This is a genomic window from Rhizobium sp. 01L419, assembly GCF_056400025.1.
Window position 1 is genome coordinate 194601 of the sequence record NZ_JBFTSM010000005.1, and the last position, 15407, is coordinate 210007.

Here is a 15407-nt window from a genome sequence, read left to right on the forward strand (position 1 = left end):
CGATCTTTCAGATCCGCTTGCCACGCTTCAGGCCTTGGTTTTTGCATGTCGTTATCGCAAAACCGCGGCACACTTTTGCGCGACATGCTCTAGTCAGGCCTTCTTCTCCCACCGCCCCTCCTGGGTCTGCTGCCAATAGGTAAGGTTATGCCCCTCGCCTTTCAGCTTCTTCCATTGGGCGCGTGCGCCTTCAAGTTGCTCCGGATCGTAGCCGTCGAACATGAAGACGATCCGCTCGTAATCCGCGACGGCCGGCGGCTCGGCACCGTCGACGATGAAGCGGACGGTGGCGGCATTCGGATTGTCTGGCGAAACGGTCAGGAGAACGGGCTGATCCTCGGCGAAATCGGCCTCGTCCGTACCATGCGGCAGGAAACTGTCCTCCCGATAGGTCCACAGATGCGCATCCAGCGTGTCACGCCGCGCAGCCTCCTTCATCTGGACGGCAACGCGCCAGCCGCGCTCGACACTCTTGTCGAGCAACGGCGGAAGCGCGTCTTCCAGTTTCGATTCGGTCAGATGGTAGAAGAGGATTTCCGTCATCGTGCTTCGTAGCTGGTGCGGACCAGCTCGTCGAGCAGGCGTACGCCATAGCCGGAGCCCCAGGACTGGTTGATCTCGTCCTGCACCGAGCCCATCGCCGTGCCGGCGATATCGAGATGCGCCCAGGGCGTATCCTGCACGAATCGCTTGAGGAAATGCGCTGCGGTGATGGAGCCGGCAAGGCGGCCGCCGGTATTCTTCATGTCGGCGAACTTGCTGTCGATCATCTTGTCATATTCCTTGCCGAGCGGCATGCGCCACAGCTTCTCGTTCGTCACGAGACCGGCCGAGGTCAGTTGCGCCGACAAAGGATCGTCATTTGAGAAGAGGCCCGCATGGCTATTGCCGAGGGCGACCAGGATCGCGCCTGTCAGCGTCGCGAGATTGATCATGAATTGCGGCTTGAAGCGGTCGTTGCAGTACCAGAGCGCATCGCAAAGCACGAGACGGCCTTCGGCATCGGTGTTGATCACCTCGATTGTCTGGCCGGACATCGAAGTGACGATGTCGCCCGGACGCTGGGCGTTGCCATCGGGCATGTTTTCCACAAGGCCGATGATGCCGACGGCATTGACCGCCGCCTTGCGGGCAGCAAGCGTGTGCATGAGGCCGGTGACGGCTGCTGCACCGCCCATGTCGCCCTTCATGTCTTCCATATTGGCGGCCGGCTTGATCGAGATGCCGCCGGTATCGAAGACGACGCCCTTGCCGATGAAGGCGATCGGCCGGTCTTTGCCCTTGCCGCCCTTCCATTGCATGATCGCCAGCCGTGGCGGACGAACGGAACCCTGGGCGACGCCGAGCAGCGCCCCCATGCCCAGACGGCGCATTTCGCGCTCGGTGAGGATTTCCACCTCGACACCCAGCTTTTCCAGATCCTTGGCCTTGGCGGCAAATTCCACCGGGCCGAGAACGTTCGGCGGCTCGTTGACCAGATCGCGGGCGAGATTGACGCCGTCGGCAACCGCCGCGGCATCGGCGAAGGCCTTCTTGGCGGCAGCCGCGTCGGCGGTGACGATCGTCACCTTGACCGACTTCGCCTGCTTCTCCTCGTCGTCATTCTTCTTCGTCTTATAGGTATCGAAGCTGTAGGCGCGCAGCAGCATGCCGAGAGCGAAATCCGCCGCAGCCTTGGCACTGACCTCCACGCCCGGTGCATCGATGAAAACCGTCGCCTTCTCGGTGTTCTTGATTCGCGAGGCCGCACTGCCGCCGGCCTTCAGCCAGTCATGAGCAGTAAGCTCGGCTCCCTTGCCGAGACCGATGACGATGATGCGTTCGACGGGCGCGCCTTCCGGCGCCACCAGGTCGAGAGCGGCCATCGATTTTGCCGAGAAACGCGCAATCTTCGACGCCTTGGCGATCACACCCGCCGGATCGGCGATCTCAGCTCCGGCCGCTGCCTCCGCTTCGGAAGTCTTCAGAAGAATCGCGAGGCCGCCACTCAGCTTTGCCGATTTCGAGAATGAAATTTCGAATTTTGCAGACATGTCTTCTCCGATGGGATTCATGAAATCCGTTCCAGAGGGATAATTTCGCGTTTGCCGGGTCTGTCAATGGCCGGCGACAGTTGTTATGTTCCGCGCGGCCACCCGGCCAAATGGCTTTCGTCAGTTTCGTAGATGTTTGCGTTGACAGTTTTTTCGAAAAATCGATGGCGGGGCCTGGCAGTTCGCCTACCGCAAACGGCATTCGGCGTGTTCGTGCTGCTCTTCTGGGTGTGGTGGCTGCTGCTTGCTCTCTTCCGCGCCTTTCCCGAGATAGACATTTATTTTTCCCAGCTTTTTTTCGTGCAGGCGGCCTGTGATGCATCGGCCCCCGCAACCGAGATCTGCGGCTCCTTCCCCTACCGGAGCGAAGCTATCCTCGGTCTCCTGCGCACACTCTTCTTTTACGTTCCCTACGTCGTGACCGCGGTGATGCTGTGGAAACTGGCGGAGTGCTACCAGCAGCATGGCGCGACGTTCAACGCGCCCCGCGCCCGCGATCTGAAGGTTGCGCTTGGCACGCTGCTGATTGGTCCCGTTCTCCTCGTCAATGTGATCCTCAAGGAACATTGGGGAAGGCCACGGCCAGTCCAGACGGATTTTTTCGGCGGTACGCTGCACTTTGCCGAGGCCGGTTCATTGGCCGGCAAGTGCGTCTCGAACTGTTCCTTCATTTCCGGCGAGGCTGCTAGCGCGGGCTGGTTGTTCTGCCTGCTGATCTTCGTTCCGAAATCGGTACGTTATGCGCTTGTGGCGCCCGTTGCCGCCGTTTCGATCCTGACCCCGGCGATGCGGCTTTCATTCGGCGCACATTATCTTTCCGACGTCGTGCTGGGGTGGCTGTCCTCAGTCGTTATATTCGCAGCGTTGATGGCACTCGCTGAGTCGCCACAGCGCCAAAAAAAATTCTGAAATTTGAATGAATTTTTGACACTGACTTGTCGCAAAACCGAGACAAACAGCGTAGAGGGAATCTCCTGTCGGCCAAATCGGCCTGCAGGTGCGTTCAAGGGCGGGCATGAAACTACTTGAGACATATATATTGCGGCGTGTTGGCCAGATGTTTCTTGTGGCCCTGCTCCCGGTGCTCGCGATCATCTGGACCACCCAGGTTCTGCAGCGAATCAACCTGGTGACAGATAGCGGCCAGTCGATCGGCTCCTTCGCCACGCTTGCGACGCTGATCCTGCCATCGATCATTCCCATCGTGCTGCCTTTCGCCCTTGTTATCGGTATTACCCAGACGCTGACGACGATGAACAACGATTCCGAGCTGACCGTGATCGATGCGGCAGGCGCCCGCCGGAGCATCCTGGCGCGGCCGATCCTGCTGCTCGCAATCCTCGTCAGCGTCTTCTCGTTCTTCGTCGACAATGTCGTCGAGCCGCGTGCGAAAACGGTTGTGCGGCAGATGATCGCCGCGACCTATGCCGATCTTCTTTCATCCGTGATCGAGGAAAAGACCTTCCGCAAGATCGACGAAGGCCTCTATGTGCAGATCTCGCAGCGGCTCGCCGGCCGCATGCTCAAAGGCCTCTTCGTCGCCGACGAGCGCGACCCGAATTACGAGCTCATCTACTATGCGCGAGAGGGCGCCGTGGATGATATTGGCACGTCGCTGATCATGCATGACGGCGAAGTCCATCGCAAAACGCCCGATGGCAACGTCTCGGTCATCAAGTTCGATTCCTATTCCTTCGACCTTTCGGACATGACGGGAAATAATGGACAGGCGACGCTTCGCGCCAGCGATCGCGATCTCGCTTTCCTGCTCAACCCCGATCCGAAAGACCCTGACTACATCGCCAAGCCCGACAGCTATACCGCCGAGCTGCATCGCCGCCTGACCGACTGGATGCTTCCTTTCGTTTTCGCGCTGTTCTCGCTTGCCATCGCCGGGGATGCGCGATCGCATCGCGAGGCACGCATGCATCCAATGATCGGCGCTCTAGGCCTCGCATTCGTATTGCGCTGGGCCGCATTTTACGTTGCCAACCAGATCGACAAGAGCACGATCTATATCCCGATCCTCTATGCGATTCCGATCGTGACCAGCCTGGTTTCGATTATTTTCCTGAACATGCATAAGCGGCTCGCCATGCCGCTTGTCGTCAGAAATCGCACCTTAACGATCTGGAAGCGCGCGCAGAAGCGGGTAGTTGCCGCGACCGGCCGGACCGGCGGAGGTACGGCGCGATGATTTTCGGGACATTGTCGCGCTATTTTTTCCGCCGGTATGTCGTGACCACCATGTGGTTCCTGCTCGGCATGAGCGCCATCACTTTTCTGCTCGACTTCAGCGAGACGGCAAGCCGCATCTCCAACTTTCCCGGCTACACGCTGGGTGGTGCTGTGCTCCTCACTGCCGTTCGACTGCCGTTGATCCTGCAGCAGACGATCCCCTTCGTGGCGCTGTTCGTCGGCATTACCGTGCTGATCGGGCTCAACCGGAAATATGAACTCGTCGTCACCCGCGCGGCCGGCATCTCGGTCTGGCAGTTCATGCTGCCCTTTATCGTCGGGTCGCTGATTCTCGGCGTGCTGACGGTGGTGGCACTCAATCCGCTCGCCGCCTGGGGTCAGAGGCAGGCAACGCAATTCGAAACGGCCTGGCGCGGTCAGGATAATGCCATGATCAAGGCGCTGCAGGTTCCGTGGCTGCGCCAGATCAGCGGCCGGGACGATGTCATCATCGGCGCCAAGACCGTTCTGGAGAACGGCACGCTGCTCGTGGACGCGGTGCTTGTCCACTTCGATTCCACCGGTCAGGTCATTCTGAGGCAGGACGCCACGTCCGCCAAATTGGAAGATGGTTACTGGCAGCTTAACAACGTCGTGGAACGCAAGCCTGGGGAAATCCCGGTGCGTAAGGCTACGGAGCAGCTTCGTACCAATCTGAAGCAGGACTTCATCAAGGAGCGGCTGACAGCGCCGGAAACAATTGGTTTTTTTGACCTTTCCAACCGTATCGCTGCTGCCAAATCCTTCGGGATATCCACGAAGGCGCTTGAGACTCAATTCAACTCTCTGCTATCGCAGCCGCTGCTCTTGGTGGCCATGACTCTCATTGCTGCAACAGTGTCTTTAAAATTTAGCCGGTTCAACCAATCACGCTCAGTGATTCTGGGTGGAATCCTTTCAGGCTTCATGCTTTATGTCGTCACCGTGCTTGTGAAAGCATTCGGAAGCAGCGGTGTCGTGCCGCCGTTTGTGGCGACTTGGATACCAGTGATCGTGGCGCTCGCTTTAGGAGCGACGATCCTGCTTCATCAGGAGGATGGCTAGTKGCGGTAGGCGACCGCAAGCAGTTTAGTAAACAGTTGGTTGCCCTGCTTCTAGGTGCGGCTCTGTGTTCCTATTTCGAGAGCGCTCCTCTGGCGTATGCCCAGGAGAACACTACAGGCATGCCTGCGATCGGCCAGAATATCTCGCCGGACGCAAAACTGATGCTGTCGGCAAACGAACTCGTCTATGACAAGGACCAGGAGATCGTCTCTGTCATCGGCGGCGTGCAGATCAATTACGGCGGTTACCGGATGGTCGCCCAGAAGGTCGACTATAACCAGAAGACCGGCCGCATGATGGCGACCGGTAACATCGAACTGGCGACCCCTGACGGTAACCGTATCTATGCCGACAGCCTCGATGTGACCGACAATTTCGCAGACGGCTTCATGAACGCGCTGCGAATCGAGACGAGCGACAATACGCGGCTTGTTGCCGAAACCGGCCAGAGGGTCGGCGGCACGCAGATGATTTTGAACAAAGGCGTCTATACCGCCTGTTTGCCCTGCGCCGAGAACCCCGATCGCGCGCCCTTCTGGCAGGTCAAGGCAAAGCGCGTCATTCAGGACGGCGAGAAGCACACGATCCGGCTGGAACATGCCCGTTTCGAACTGCTCGGTCAGCCGATCGCCTACGTTCCGTGGATCACGGTCCCTGACAATACCGTGAAGCGCAAGTCGGGCTTTCTGTTCCCGTCCATGAGCGTTTCGCAAAATCTCGGCTACGGTCTTTCCGTTCCATACTATTACGTCATTTCTCCGAGCTCGGATTTCACCGTTACGGGCACCGGCTATACGTCCCAGGGCTTCATGCTCGAGGGTGAATATCGCCGGCGCTTTGAAAACGGCACGCTGACCATGCACATTGCCGGCATCGACCAGATGAACCCCGGCAACTTCAGCACCGGCACAAGTGATGCCGAAGCCGAACAGCGCGGCATGGTCGCCTCGAGAGCAAACTTCAGCATCAATCCCCGCTGGACATTCGGCTGGGATGTGATGGCGCAGAGCGACAACAACTTCTCGCGCACTTACAGGATCCAGGGTTATTCCGGGACGCCCTACGCGAATAACGTGTACTTAACGGGTCTCGGTAAACGGAACTACTTCGACCTGAGAGCCTTCTATTTCGACGTACAGGATGCCGATCGCCACGACACGGCGGAAAAGCAGCAGGCGATCGTCTACCCGACGCTCGACTATCACTATGTCGCGCCGCAGCCACTTGCAGGCGGCGAGCTTTCCGCGGATGTCAATCTCACCAACATTTCGCGCACCCACGACGACTTTTATAATGTCGCAGGTTTCGACCGCTTCCGCGGCCTGGAGGGTCAGACGACCCGCTTGACCACGGAAGTGCAGTGGAAGCGCACCTACGTTACGCCGACCGGCCTGTTGATCACACCGTTGCTCGCAGCACGCGGCGATGCCTTCGCGCTCAACATGGACAGTCCTGTCGACGCCAACGGCATTCCGTATGCCGGCAATTATCTCGACGATAATGCGGCAACGCGCGGAATGGTCACGGCTGGGCTGGAAATGCGCTATCCGATCCTGTTCACAACCAGCAACAGCACGCATGTTCTGGAGCCGATCGCCCAGATCTATGCACGACCGGATGAACCGCTCGCCGGCCGCCTGCCGAACGAAGACGCCCAAAGCTTCGTTTTCGATGCGACCAATCTTTTCGACCGCGACCGATTCTCCGGCTACGACCGTATCGAAGGCGGGACGCGAGCGAATCTCGGCTTCCAGTACACCGGCACCTTCGACAGCGGCTATAAGCTGCACGGCATCTTCGGACAGTCCTATCAGCTCGCGGGTCAGAACTCGTTTGCGACCGACGACCTCGTGAATGTCGGAGCCGAGTCGGGCCTTGAGACCGACCGTTCCGACTATGTCGGCCTCGGCGGCATCGAAATGCCTTTCGGTCTTTCCGTTGCGGCATCTTACCGGTTGGACGAGAAGGATTTCTCGTTCAATCGCGGCGATCTGACCACGGCCTATCAGAACGATACCTTCTCGGGCCAGGTCACCTATACGCACGTTACCGCCCAGCCGGAATATGGCTTTGCCGAAGACAATGACGAGATTCAGACAAGCGCCAGGGTCAAGTTCAAGGATTACTGGTCGATCTTCGGCGGCATTGCCTGGGATCTGAACAATGATGTCGTCACCAGACGTACGCTCGGCATTTCCTATGAGGACGAGTGCACGATCTTCACGATCGCCTATGTGGATAGGCGTGATACGACGGATCAAACGGCAAGCGACTGGACAATCGCTGCTCGCCTGACCTTCCGCACGCTCGGCGATATCAGGCTTGGCACAGGTGACTCTGCAAATAGCCTCTGATGACAGACGGACGGCCGGGAATCTCCGGCCGGGCCATTCTTTCGCCGTAAGCCTGTGCAGGACATTGCGACCAGTCGTTATGTGAGGCATAGGGAGTCGCGGAGCAAGAGATGCGATTTCCGCTGGTCTCAGTGTACATGGTAAGAACGCCGCGCGCTGGACCGTGCGGCGCTATCGGGAGGTCAACAGATGATTGACGCGAAGAAAACCGTAACCACGCTTATTGCAGGCGCAGCCTTCATGCTTGCTGCCTTCAGCACCCCTGTCTTCGCCGCCAGCGAAGTCAAGGCGGTGGTAAACGGTACCGCCATTACCAGCGGCGACGTTGCCAAGCGACAGGCCTTCATGCGCCTGCAGCGCCAGAAACCCGATGCGAAGGCCGCGGAAGAACAGCTTGTCGACGAGGCGTTGAAGCGGCAGGAAGTCTCCCGCGTGCGCATGTCCGTCTCGCAGGACGACGTCAACGCCTCCTTCGCCCGGTTTGCCTCCAGCAACAAGCTTTCCGTCGAGCAGATGGGGCAGATCCTCGACCGCGCCGGCGTCGGTGTCGATCATTTCAAGAGCTTCATTGCCGTGCAGATGAGCTGGCCGCGCGTCGTCAACGCGCGTTACGGCTCCAGTGCGCGCCTATCGAATTTCGACCTGGTCAACCGCATGATGCAGAACAACAAGCAGAAGCCGGTGACGACAGAATATATGCTGCAGCAGGTCATCTTCGTTGTTCCTGCATCCAAGCGCAATGCGATCACCGGCAAGCGCAAGAGCGAGGCCGAAGCGTCACGCTCCAAATATCCGGGCTGCGATCAGGCAAAGACTTTCGCCGCCACAATGCGGGACGTTTCGATCCGCGATCTCGGCCGCATGCTGGCCCCGGAAATTCCGGCGGACTGGAAGGATCTGGTCATAGGGGCCAAAGGCAATACCACGGCTACGCGTGTGACCGACAAGGGCGTGGAATATCTCGCGATCTGCAGCCAGCGCCAGGTTTCGGACGACCAGGCGGCCGAAATGGTGTTCCGTCAGGAAGACCTGGACAAGGCCAAGTCGGACAAATCCGCGGCGCCGGAAAATGAAAACGCCTCCAAATATCTGGATGAACTGCGTAAAAACGCGCAGATCATCTACCGTTGATCTTTTCATGGCGACACCGTTTTCGCGACCGCTTGCACTGACGCAGGGCGACCCCGCCGGCGTTGGGCCTGATATCACCCTCATGGCCTGGCTTCGCAGACGCGAGCTTGGATTGCCGCCATTCTTCCTGATCGGCGATCCCGATGTGCTTGCGATTCGGGCACGAAAGCTCGGCCTTGACGTTCCCCTGCGCAGCATCGACAACACAGCCGAAAGCCTCGGTGCATTTGCGGACGCGCTACCGGTCATACCGATACTGGCTGGCATCGATGTTGCCGCCGGAGAGCCGCATGTCGCAACGGCAAAGGGCACGATCGCCTCGATCGAAGCCGCTGTAGCGCTCGTCATGCAGGGCGAGGCGCTTGCGGTCGTCACCAATCCAATCGCCAAGTCGGTGCTCTACGAGGCAGGGTTCAAGTTTCCAGGTCATACGGAATTTCTTGCCGATCTCGCCATGCATGCGACCGGTCAGTCGATCATGCCTGTTATGATGCTCGCCGGACCGAAACTGCGCGCTATTCCTGTCACGATCCACATTCCGCTCAAGGATGTGCCACAGGCGTTAACGCTCGGCCTGATCGTTGAAACCTGCCGGATCGCAGACAGGGATCTGAAGCAGCGGTTCGGAATCGACTCTCCACGCCTGGCCATTGCTGGGCTCAATCCGCATGCGGGCGAAGGCGGCGCGATCGGCAACGAGGATGAGACCATCATCCATCCGGCGGTTCAGGTCCTTCGTGACGAAGGCATCGATGCGATTGGGCCCCTCCCCGCCGACACGATGTTCCATGACGAGGCGCGCACGCGTTATGACGTTGCCGTCTGCATGTATCACGATCAGGCGCTGATCCCGGCCAAGGCGCTCGGCTTCGACGATTCCGTAAATGTGACGCTCGGCCTTCCTTTCGTGCGCACCTCTCCCGACCACGGTACCGCCTTCGGCATTGCCGGCAAGGGGCTTGCACGCGAGACGAGCCTCGTTGCTGCGCTCAAGCTCGGCGCTCAGCTTGGCCGTACTGCGGAAAGCCATCTTTGATGGCTGCACTCGACGGTCTGCCGCCGCTTCGCGAGGTTATCCAGCGTCATGGGCTCGATGCGCGCAAGGCGCTCGGGCAGAACTTCCTGCTTGATCTCAACCTGACGCAGAAGGTCGCTCGCACTGCAGGTGCGCTTGAAAATACGACCGTCTTCGAAGTCGGACCCGGACCCGGTGGCTTGACGCGCGCCATCCTGGCGCTCGGTGCGAAGAAGGTCATCGCGGTCGAGCGCGATGCACGCTGCCTGCCGGCTCTCGCTGAGATCGCCGACCATTATCCCGGTCGACTGGAGGTCATCGAAGGCGATGCGCTGAAGACGGATTTCGAAGCAATGGCGCCGGAAGGCCCCGTCAAGATCATCTCTAACCTGCCCTACAATGTCGGTACGCAATTGCTTGTGAACTGGCTGCTGCCGAAGGCATGGCCACCCTTCTGGCAATCTCTGACACTGATGTTCCAGAAAGAAGTCGGCGAGCGGATCGTCGCTTCGGAGGACGACGATCATTATGGCCGTCTCGGCGTGCTCACGGGATGGCGCACCGATGCCCGTATGGCATTCGATATTCCGCCGCAGGCTTTCACGCCGCCGCCGAAGGTCACGTCGACGGTGGTCCACCTGACGCCGATCGAGAAACCCATCCCCTGCTCTGTCGCCAATCTGGAGAAGGTGACGCAAGCCGCCTTCGGCCAGCGCCGCAAGATGCTGCGCCAGAGCCTGAAGCCGATCGGCGGCGAAACCCTGCTTAACAAAGCTGGTATCGATCCGGCTCGACGCGCGGAGACCCTATCCGTGGAAGAATTCTGCCGCTTGGCGAACAGTCTTTAGAGCATTTCACGCAATTCCAGACGCAAAACCGCTTCACACTTTTGCTGGGATTGCTCTAAAGAACCGGCGTCTCTTCCAGCAATTCGCGGACGAAATCGAACATGCCGTGGCGGCGGTCGCGGCGTAGCCGCTCGGCCTTGACGATCGACTGCACTGCGTCGAATGCGGCGTTCAGGTCGTCATTGATGATCACGTAGTCATATTCGCGCCAGTGGGCGATCTCAGCGCGGGAGTTTGCGAGGCGCGTCTGGATGACCTCCTCGGAATCCTCAGCGCGGCGATGAAGGCGAGACTGCAACTCGGTCATAGTCGGCGGCAGCACGAATATCGACACGACGTCAGCCTGCATCTTCTGCTGCAATTGTTGGGCACCCTGCCAGTCGATATCGAACAGCATGTCGCGGCCTTCGGACATGGCCTGCTCGACGGGCTCGCGAGGCGTGCCGTAGAAATTGCCGTGAACCTCGGCCCATTCCAGCAGAGAATCGGAATCGCGCAGCCGCTCGAATTCACGCACGCTCTTGAAATGATAGTGCACGCCTTCCACTTCGCTCGGACGACGTTGGCGGGTCGTGACACTGACAGAAAGACCGATCTGCCTGTCCGTTTCCAAGAGCGTACGCGCGATGGTGGATTTACCGGCACCCGAAGGCGACGAGATGACCAGCATCAGACCGCGACGGGCGATCTGGATGGGCGAGGTTTTCGCCGGGCTCATGTCCTACTCCAAATTCTGGACCTGCTCGCGGAACTGATCGATCACCACTTTCAGCTCAATTCCTGCTGCGGTGACGGCCGAAGCGTTCGACTTCGAGCAGATAGTATTCGATTCTCGGTTAAATTCCTGTGCAAGGAAATCGAGCTTTCGTCCGACGGGGCCGCCCTTCGCCAAAAGATCGCGGGCGGCGGCGACATGAGCCTTCAGCCGGTCGATCTCTTCGCGCAGATCCGCCTTGGTGGCGAGCAGCGCTGCTTCGGCGTGCAGCCGGTCGCGGTCAAGCGCGCCGGCGCCTTCCATGAGCAGCGCGACCTGTGCGGAGAGCTTTGCCGCGATCTCCTGCGGCGAGCGCGAGGGATCGGCCTCGATCGTGCTCGTCAGCCCTTCGATCGTCGCGATATGGCCGAGAAGCACGCGTGTGAGCGCTGCTCCCTCCTGCTCACGCATGGTCTTGAGATCGGCAAGAGCAGCCGTCACTCCTGCCAGGATATCGGCGTCGCGGGCGGCAACCGTCTCTTCGCTGTCCTGCGTCTCGCGGAAATCGACAAGACCGCGGATGGAAAGCAGTGTATCGAGCCTCAGCGGCGCCGGATCGATCAGACCCTCCAGCTTGTCGCGCATGGCGAGAACGGCAGTAAAGGCGTCCTGATTGAGCACGGCTTCAAGCTGGCCTTCACCTGAATTCAGGGACAGTGTGGCCTGCAGATTGCCGCGGCTGAAATTCTCGCCTGCAATGCGGCGAACATCCGGTTCGAGGCGCTCCAGGCCGGGCGGCAGACGAAGGCGGAGATCGAGCCCCTTCCCGTTGACCGAACGCAGTTCCCATGCCCAGCGCCAGCGGCCGGTCGTTCCCTCGCGCCGCGCAAAACCGGTCATGGACTGCAATGCCATCGAAGGGCCTCCCGATATCAGTTGATCTTCTTTTTCTTCGGCGGAACCACCGATGTATTGTCCGCAGGCTGGTCTTCCGGCTGACCGTCAACGGCAATTTCGGGATCCGCGCCCTTGTCCGCCTCCAGCTTGCGCCAGCGCTTGACGTTGGCGTTGTGATCATCGAGCGTCGCCGCGAAAACGTGACCGCCGGTGCCATCGGCGACGAAATAGAGGTCCTGCGTCTTCCAGGGATTGGCGACGGCTTCCAGCGCGTCCTTGCCTGGATTAGCGATCGGCGTCGGCGGCAGGCCCTTGATGACGTAAGTGTTGTACGGCGTCTCTTTCTTCAGATCGGACTGGTAAATCGGCCGGTCGGAAGGTTTGCCCTCGCCGCCGAAGAGACCATAGATGATCGTCGGATCGGACTGCAGGCGCATGCCCTTGCCGAGACGGTTCAGGAAGACGGAAGCGACATGGGCGCGCTCATCCGGCACACCCGTCTCCTTCTCGACGATCGAGGCGAGGGTGACGAATTCTTCCTTGCTCTTCAGGAGCGGGGAAGGATCGCGCCGCTCCCAAATCTGGTCGACCAGCTTCTGCTGGGCGGCGGCCATCTGGTCGATGATCTCGGACCGCTTGGTGCCGCGCGAGAACTTGTAGGTATCGGGCCGCAGGCTGCCTTCCGAAGGAAGAGCCGCCGGCAGGTCGCCTTCGAGGACCGGATCATCCAGCATGCGATCGAACATCTGCCGCACCGTCAGCCCCTCGGGGAAGGAGACGGAATAGAGGATGGATTTTCCAGATTTCAGGAGCTCCATGATCTCGTTCATGGATGCATGCGCCTTGATCTCGTATTCACCGGCCTTGAGGCTCTCGCCGGCGTTGAGATGGGTCGCCGTCAGATAACGAAAGACGCGGGCATCCGAAATGATGAGATTGCGCTCGAGGTTCGTGGCGATTTCCGCAAGGCCTGCGCCGTTGCGGATGATGAAGTTGGTGTTCGTCTGCAGCGGACCGGGGCTCTGATAAGCCGTGATGGCGTAGTAGAAGCCGATGAGGCCGGCGATGCAGACGACCACGGCCATGGTCATCACGAAATTCAGGAAGAGGATGACCTGGCTGCGGGCATTCCTGGAGCGCTTCGGCGGCTCGGGAACACGTTCCGGCCGCAGGGCTTCGCTCGGCGACTTCGGGATGATCGGTCCCTTCTGCGCCGGCTGGCCGTTGTCGCTGCTCTGGTTGGTCGTATCGCTCACCGGCAATCCTCTAAAACTTGGCCCCCGCTTCGCTATTTCGCGAAGTAATGCGGCAAAAACAGGTTCTGCCGCGCGTCATGGCGCCGTTTGACGTTCGCCCGTGCTCGTGAACCGCCTGTTACCCGACGTAGCGGCGCAGCACGAGCGATGCATTCGTGCCGCCGAATCCGAACGAGTTGGATAGCGCCACGTTAATTTCTCGCTCACGAGCCTTGTGCGGAACAAGATCGATTGCGGTCTCCCGCTCAGGATTGTCGAGATTGAGCGTCGGAGGGGCGATGTTATCCCGGATTGCGAGGGTCGTGAAGATCGCCTCGATGGCCCCGGCAGCACCCAAGAGATGGCCGGTCGCAGATTTGGTCGACGACATGGAGATCTTTGACGCCGCATTGCCGACGAGACGCTCGACAGCACCAAGTTCGATCGTGTCAGCCATGGTCGAAGTGCCGTGGGCGTTGATGTAGTCGACATCGGCAGGCGTCAGGCCGGCGCGCTTAAGTGCCATGGTCATGCAGCGGAACGCGCCGTCGCCGTCTTCCGACGGAGCGGTGATGTGGAAGGCATCGCCGGAAAGGCCGTAGCCGACCACTTCGGCGTAGATCTTGGCGCCGCGTGCCAGCGCATGGTCCAGCTCTTCGAGAACCACGATGCCGGCGCCCTCGCCCATGACGAAACCGTCACGGTCCTTGTCGTAGGGGCGCGACGCCTTCTGCGGGTCGTCATTGTGCTGCGTCGACAACGCCTTACAGGCCGCAAAACCGGCAAGCGAGATGCGGCTGACGGGCGATTCCGTGCCTCCTGCAACCATGACATCGGCATCGCCGAGTGCGATCAGCCGAGCTGCATCGCCGATCGCATGCGCGCCGGTTGAACAGGCGGTGACGACCGAATGATTGGGACCGCGCAGCTTGTGGCGAATGGAAACCTGCCCGGACACGAGATTGATCAGACGGCCAGGAATGAAAAATGGAGAGATGCGGCGCGGGCCCTTGTCGCGCAGCGTATAGCCGGCTTCGACAATGCCTTCGATGCCGCCGATGCCCGAGCCGATCAGCACGCCGGTGGCGATCTGATCTTCATCTGCCTCAGGGTGCCAATTTGCGTCGTTCAGCGCCATTTCGGCTGCTGCCATGCCGTAAATGATGAAGGGATCGACCTTGCGCTGTTCCTTCGGCTCCATCCAGTCGTCGGCATTGAACGTGCCTTCGGAACCGTCACCGACGGGAATGCGGCAAGCAATCTTTGCGGGGAGATCTTCGACCTCGAACTCGGTCACGAGGCGGGCACCGTTTACGCTCGCAAGCAGGCGGGACCAGGTAATTTCCGTTCCGCACCCCAAGGGCGATACCATGCCGGTACCTGTAATGACGACCCTTCTCATCGACTGCTTTCCCCCGTCTATTATGTTTTATGGAGAAACATGCTCAAAAGAAAAGGGCGGACTCTTGGCCCGCCCTTTCTCGAATGCACAGAATCAGGCCTGAGCCTTCTCAATAAACTTCACGGCATCGCCGACCGTCAGGATCGAGTCAGCGGCATCGTCGGGAATTTCGACGCCGAATTCTTCTTCGAAAGCCATGACCAGTTCGACCGTGTCGAGCGAGTCAGCGCCCAGATCGTCGATAAAGCTGGCGCTCTCGACAACCTTGTCGGCATCGACGCCAAGATGATCAATAACAATTTTCTTTACGCGTTCTGCGATATCGCTCATGTCGGTTTCCTCGACCTTATGTCCTGATCGGAATGTCTTTCTGACACCCCACCCTGTTTCAGCCTGCGATGCTTTCAGACATCCTCGGCAAACTCGTTTACCCGGCTTTAGAGAAGTCCCAGGCTTGCGAAAAGCCCGCCGGTCCGTCTGCTTTTTTCGGGACGACTGTTGACAGTCATGGCCCGC

At 59.6% G+C, this 15407-nt stretch carries 13 protein-coding genes and 1 pseudogene; 7 read left to right on the top strand and 7 right to left on the bottom strand.

From position 1 onward, the window contains the following. Positions 1-93 precede the first annotated feature (93 nt). Positions 94-543, bottom strand: coding sequence for a DNA polymerase III subunit chi (locus AC1DUP_RS12635; protein ID WP_477832810.1), 450 nt, complete (start codon positions 541-543; stop codon positions 94-96). Next, entirely contained in the window at positions 540-2033 is a 1494-nt protein-coding gene (locus AC1DUP_RS12640; protein ID WP_477832811.1) for a leucyl aminopeptidase, read from the bottom strand. Before AC1DUP_RS12640 ends, AC1DUP_RS12635 begins: the two co-directional genes overlap by 4 nt. Positions 2034-2174: 141 nt before the next feature. On the opposite strand from AC1DUP_RS12640, the pseudogene AC1DUP_RS12645 reads away from it, so the two are divergent. The 7 genes and pseudogenes from AC1DUP_RS12645 (at position 2175) to rsmA (ending at position 10663) form a co-directional block, all read left to right on the top strand. Next, positions 2175-2949, top strand: a pseudogene (locus AC1DUP_RS12645) (phosphatase PAP2 family protein). A gap of 99 nt (positions 2950-3048) precedes the next feature. After that, the gene (locus tag AC1DUP_RS12650) at positions 3049-4230 is read left to right on the top strand and encodes an LptF/LptG family permease (protein ID WP_477832812.1); all 1182 of its coding nucleotides are present in this window, start codon (positions 3049-3051) and stop codon (positions 4228-4230) included. Continuing rightward, positions 4227-5315: an LPS export ABC transporter permease LptG gene (gene lptG / locus AC1DUP_RS12655; protein WP_477832813.1), complete on the top strand. Its 1089-nt coding sequence runs from the start codon at positions 4227-4229 to the stop codon at positions 5313-5315. Before AC1DUP_RS12650 ends, lptG begins: the two co-directional genes overlap by 4 nt. Before the next feature lie 35 nt (positions 5316-5350). Then, complete coding sequence (locus AC1DUP_RS12660; protein ID WP_477832814.1) at positions 5351-7669, top strand: LPS-assembly protein LptD; 2319 nt, start codon at positions 5351-5353, stop codon at positions 7667-7669. 189 nt (positions 7670-7858) lie between these two features. After that, entirely contained in the window at positions 7859-8800 is a 942-nt protein-coding gene (locus AC1DUP_RS12665; RefSeq protein WP_113295244.1) for a peptidylprolyl isomerase, read from the top strand. A gap of 7 nt (positions 8801-8807) precedes the next feature. After that, entirely contained in the window at positions 8808-9836 is a 1029-nt protein-coding gene (gene pdxA / locus AC1DUP_RS12670) for a 4-hydroxythreonine-4-phosphate dehydrogenase PdxA (protein WP_115035388.1), read from the top strand. Continuing rightward, positions 9836-10663, top strand: a complete 828-nt coding sequence (rsmA, locus tag AC1DUP_RS12675) for a 16S rRNA (adenine(1518)-N(6)/adenine(1519)-N(6))-dimethyltransferase RsmA (RefSeq protein ID WP_115035389.1) — start codon at positions 9836-9838, stop codon at positions 10661-10663. Before pdxA ends, rsmA begins: the two co-directional genes overlap by 1 nt. Positions 10664-10718: 55 nt before the next feature. Here rsmA and gmk read toward each other — a convergent pair whose 3' ends face one another. The 5 genes from gmk to AC1DUP_RS12700 form a co-directional block, all read right to left on the bottom strand. Then, complete coding sequence (gene gmk / locus AC1DUP_RS12680) at positions 10719-11381, bottom strand: guanylate kinase (RefSeq protein ID WP_113295241.1); 663 nt, start codon at positions 11379-11381, stop codon at positions 10719-10721. 3 nt (positions 11382-11384) lie between these two features. After that, the gene (locus tag AC1DUP_RS12685; RefSeq protein ID WP_115035390.1) at positions 11385-12272 is read right to left on the bottom strand and encodes a YicC/YloC family endoribonuclease; all 888 of its coding nucleotides are present in this window, start codon (positions 12270-12272) and stop codon (positions 11385-11387) included. A 17-nt stretch (positions 12273-12289) separates the two neighbouring features. Next, positions 12290-13510: an endolytic transglycosylase MltG gene (gene mltG / locus AC1DUP_RS12690; protein ID WP_113311652.1), complete on the bottom strand. Its 1221-nt coding sequence runs from the start codon at positions 13508-13510 to the stop codon at positions 12290-12292. A 118-nt stretch (positions 13511-13628) separates the two neighbouring features. Further along, positions 13629-14891 (bottom strand): beta-ketoacyl-ACP synthase II, encoded by a 1263-nt coding sequence (gene fabF, locus AC1DUP_RS12695; RefSeq protein WP_113509083.1) that lies wholly within the window; start codon positions 14889-14891, stop codon positions 13629-13631. 93 nt (positions 14892-14984) lie between these two features. Next, positions 14985-15221 carry an acyl carrier protein gene (locus tag AC1DUP_RS12700; protein WP_003547058.1) on the bottom strand — a complete coding sequence of 79 codons (237 nt, stop codon included), beginning with the start codon at positions 15219-15221 and terminating at the stop codon, positions 14985-14987. Positions 15222-15407 lie beyond the last annotated feature (186 nt).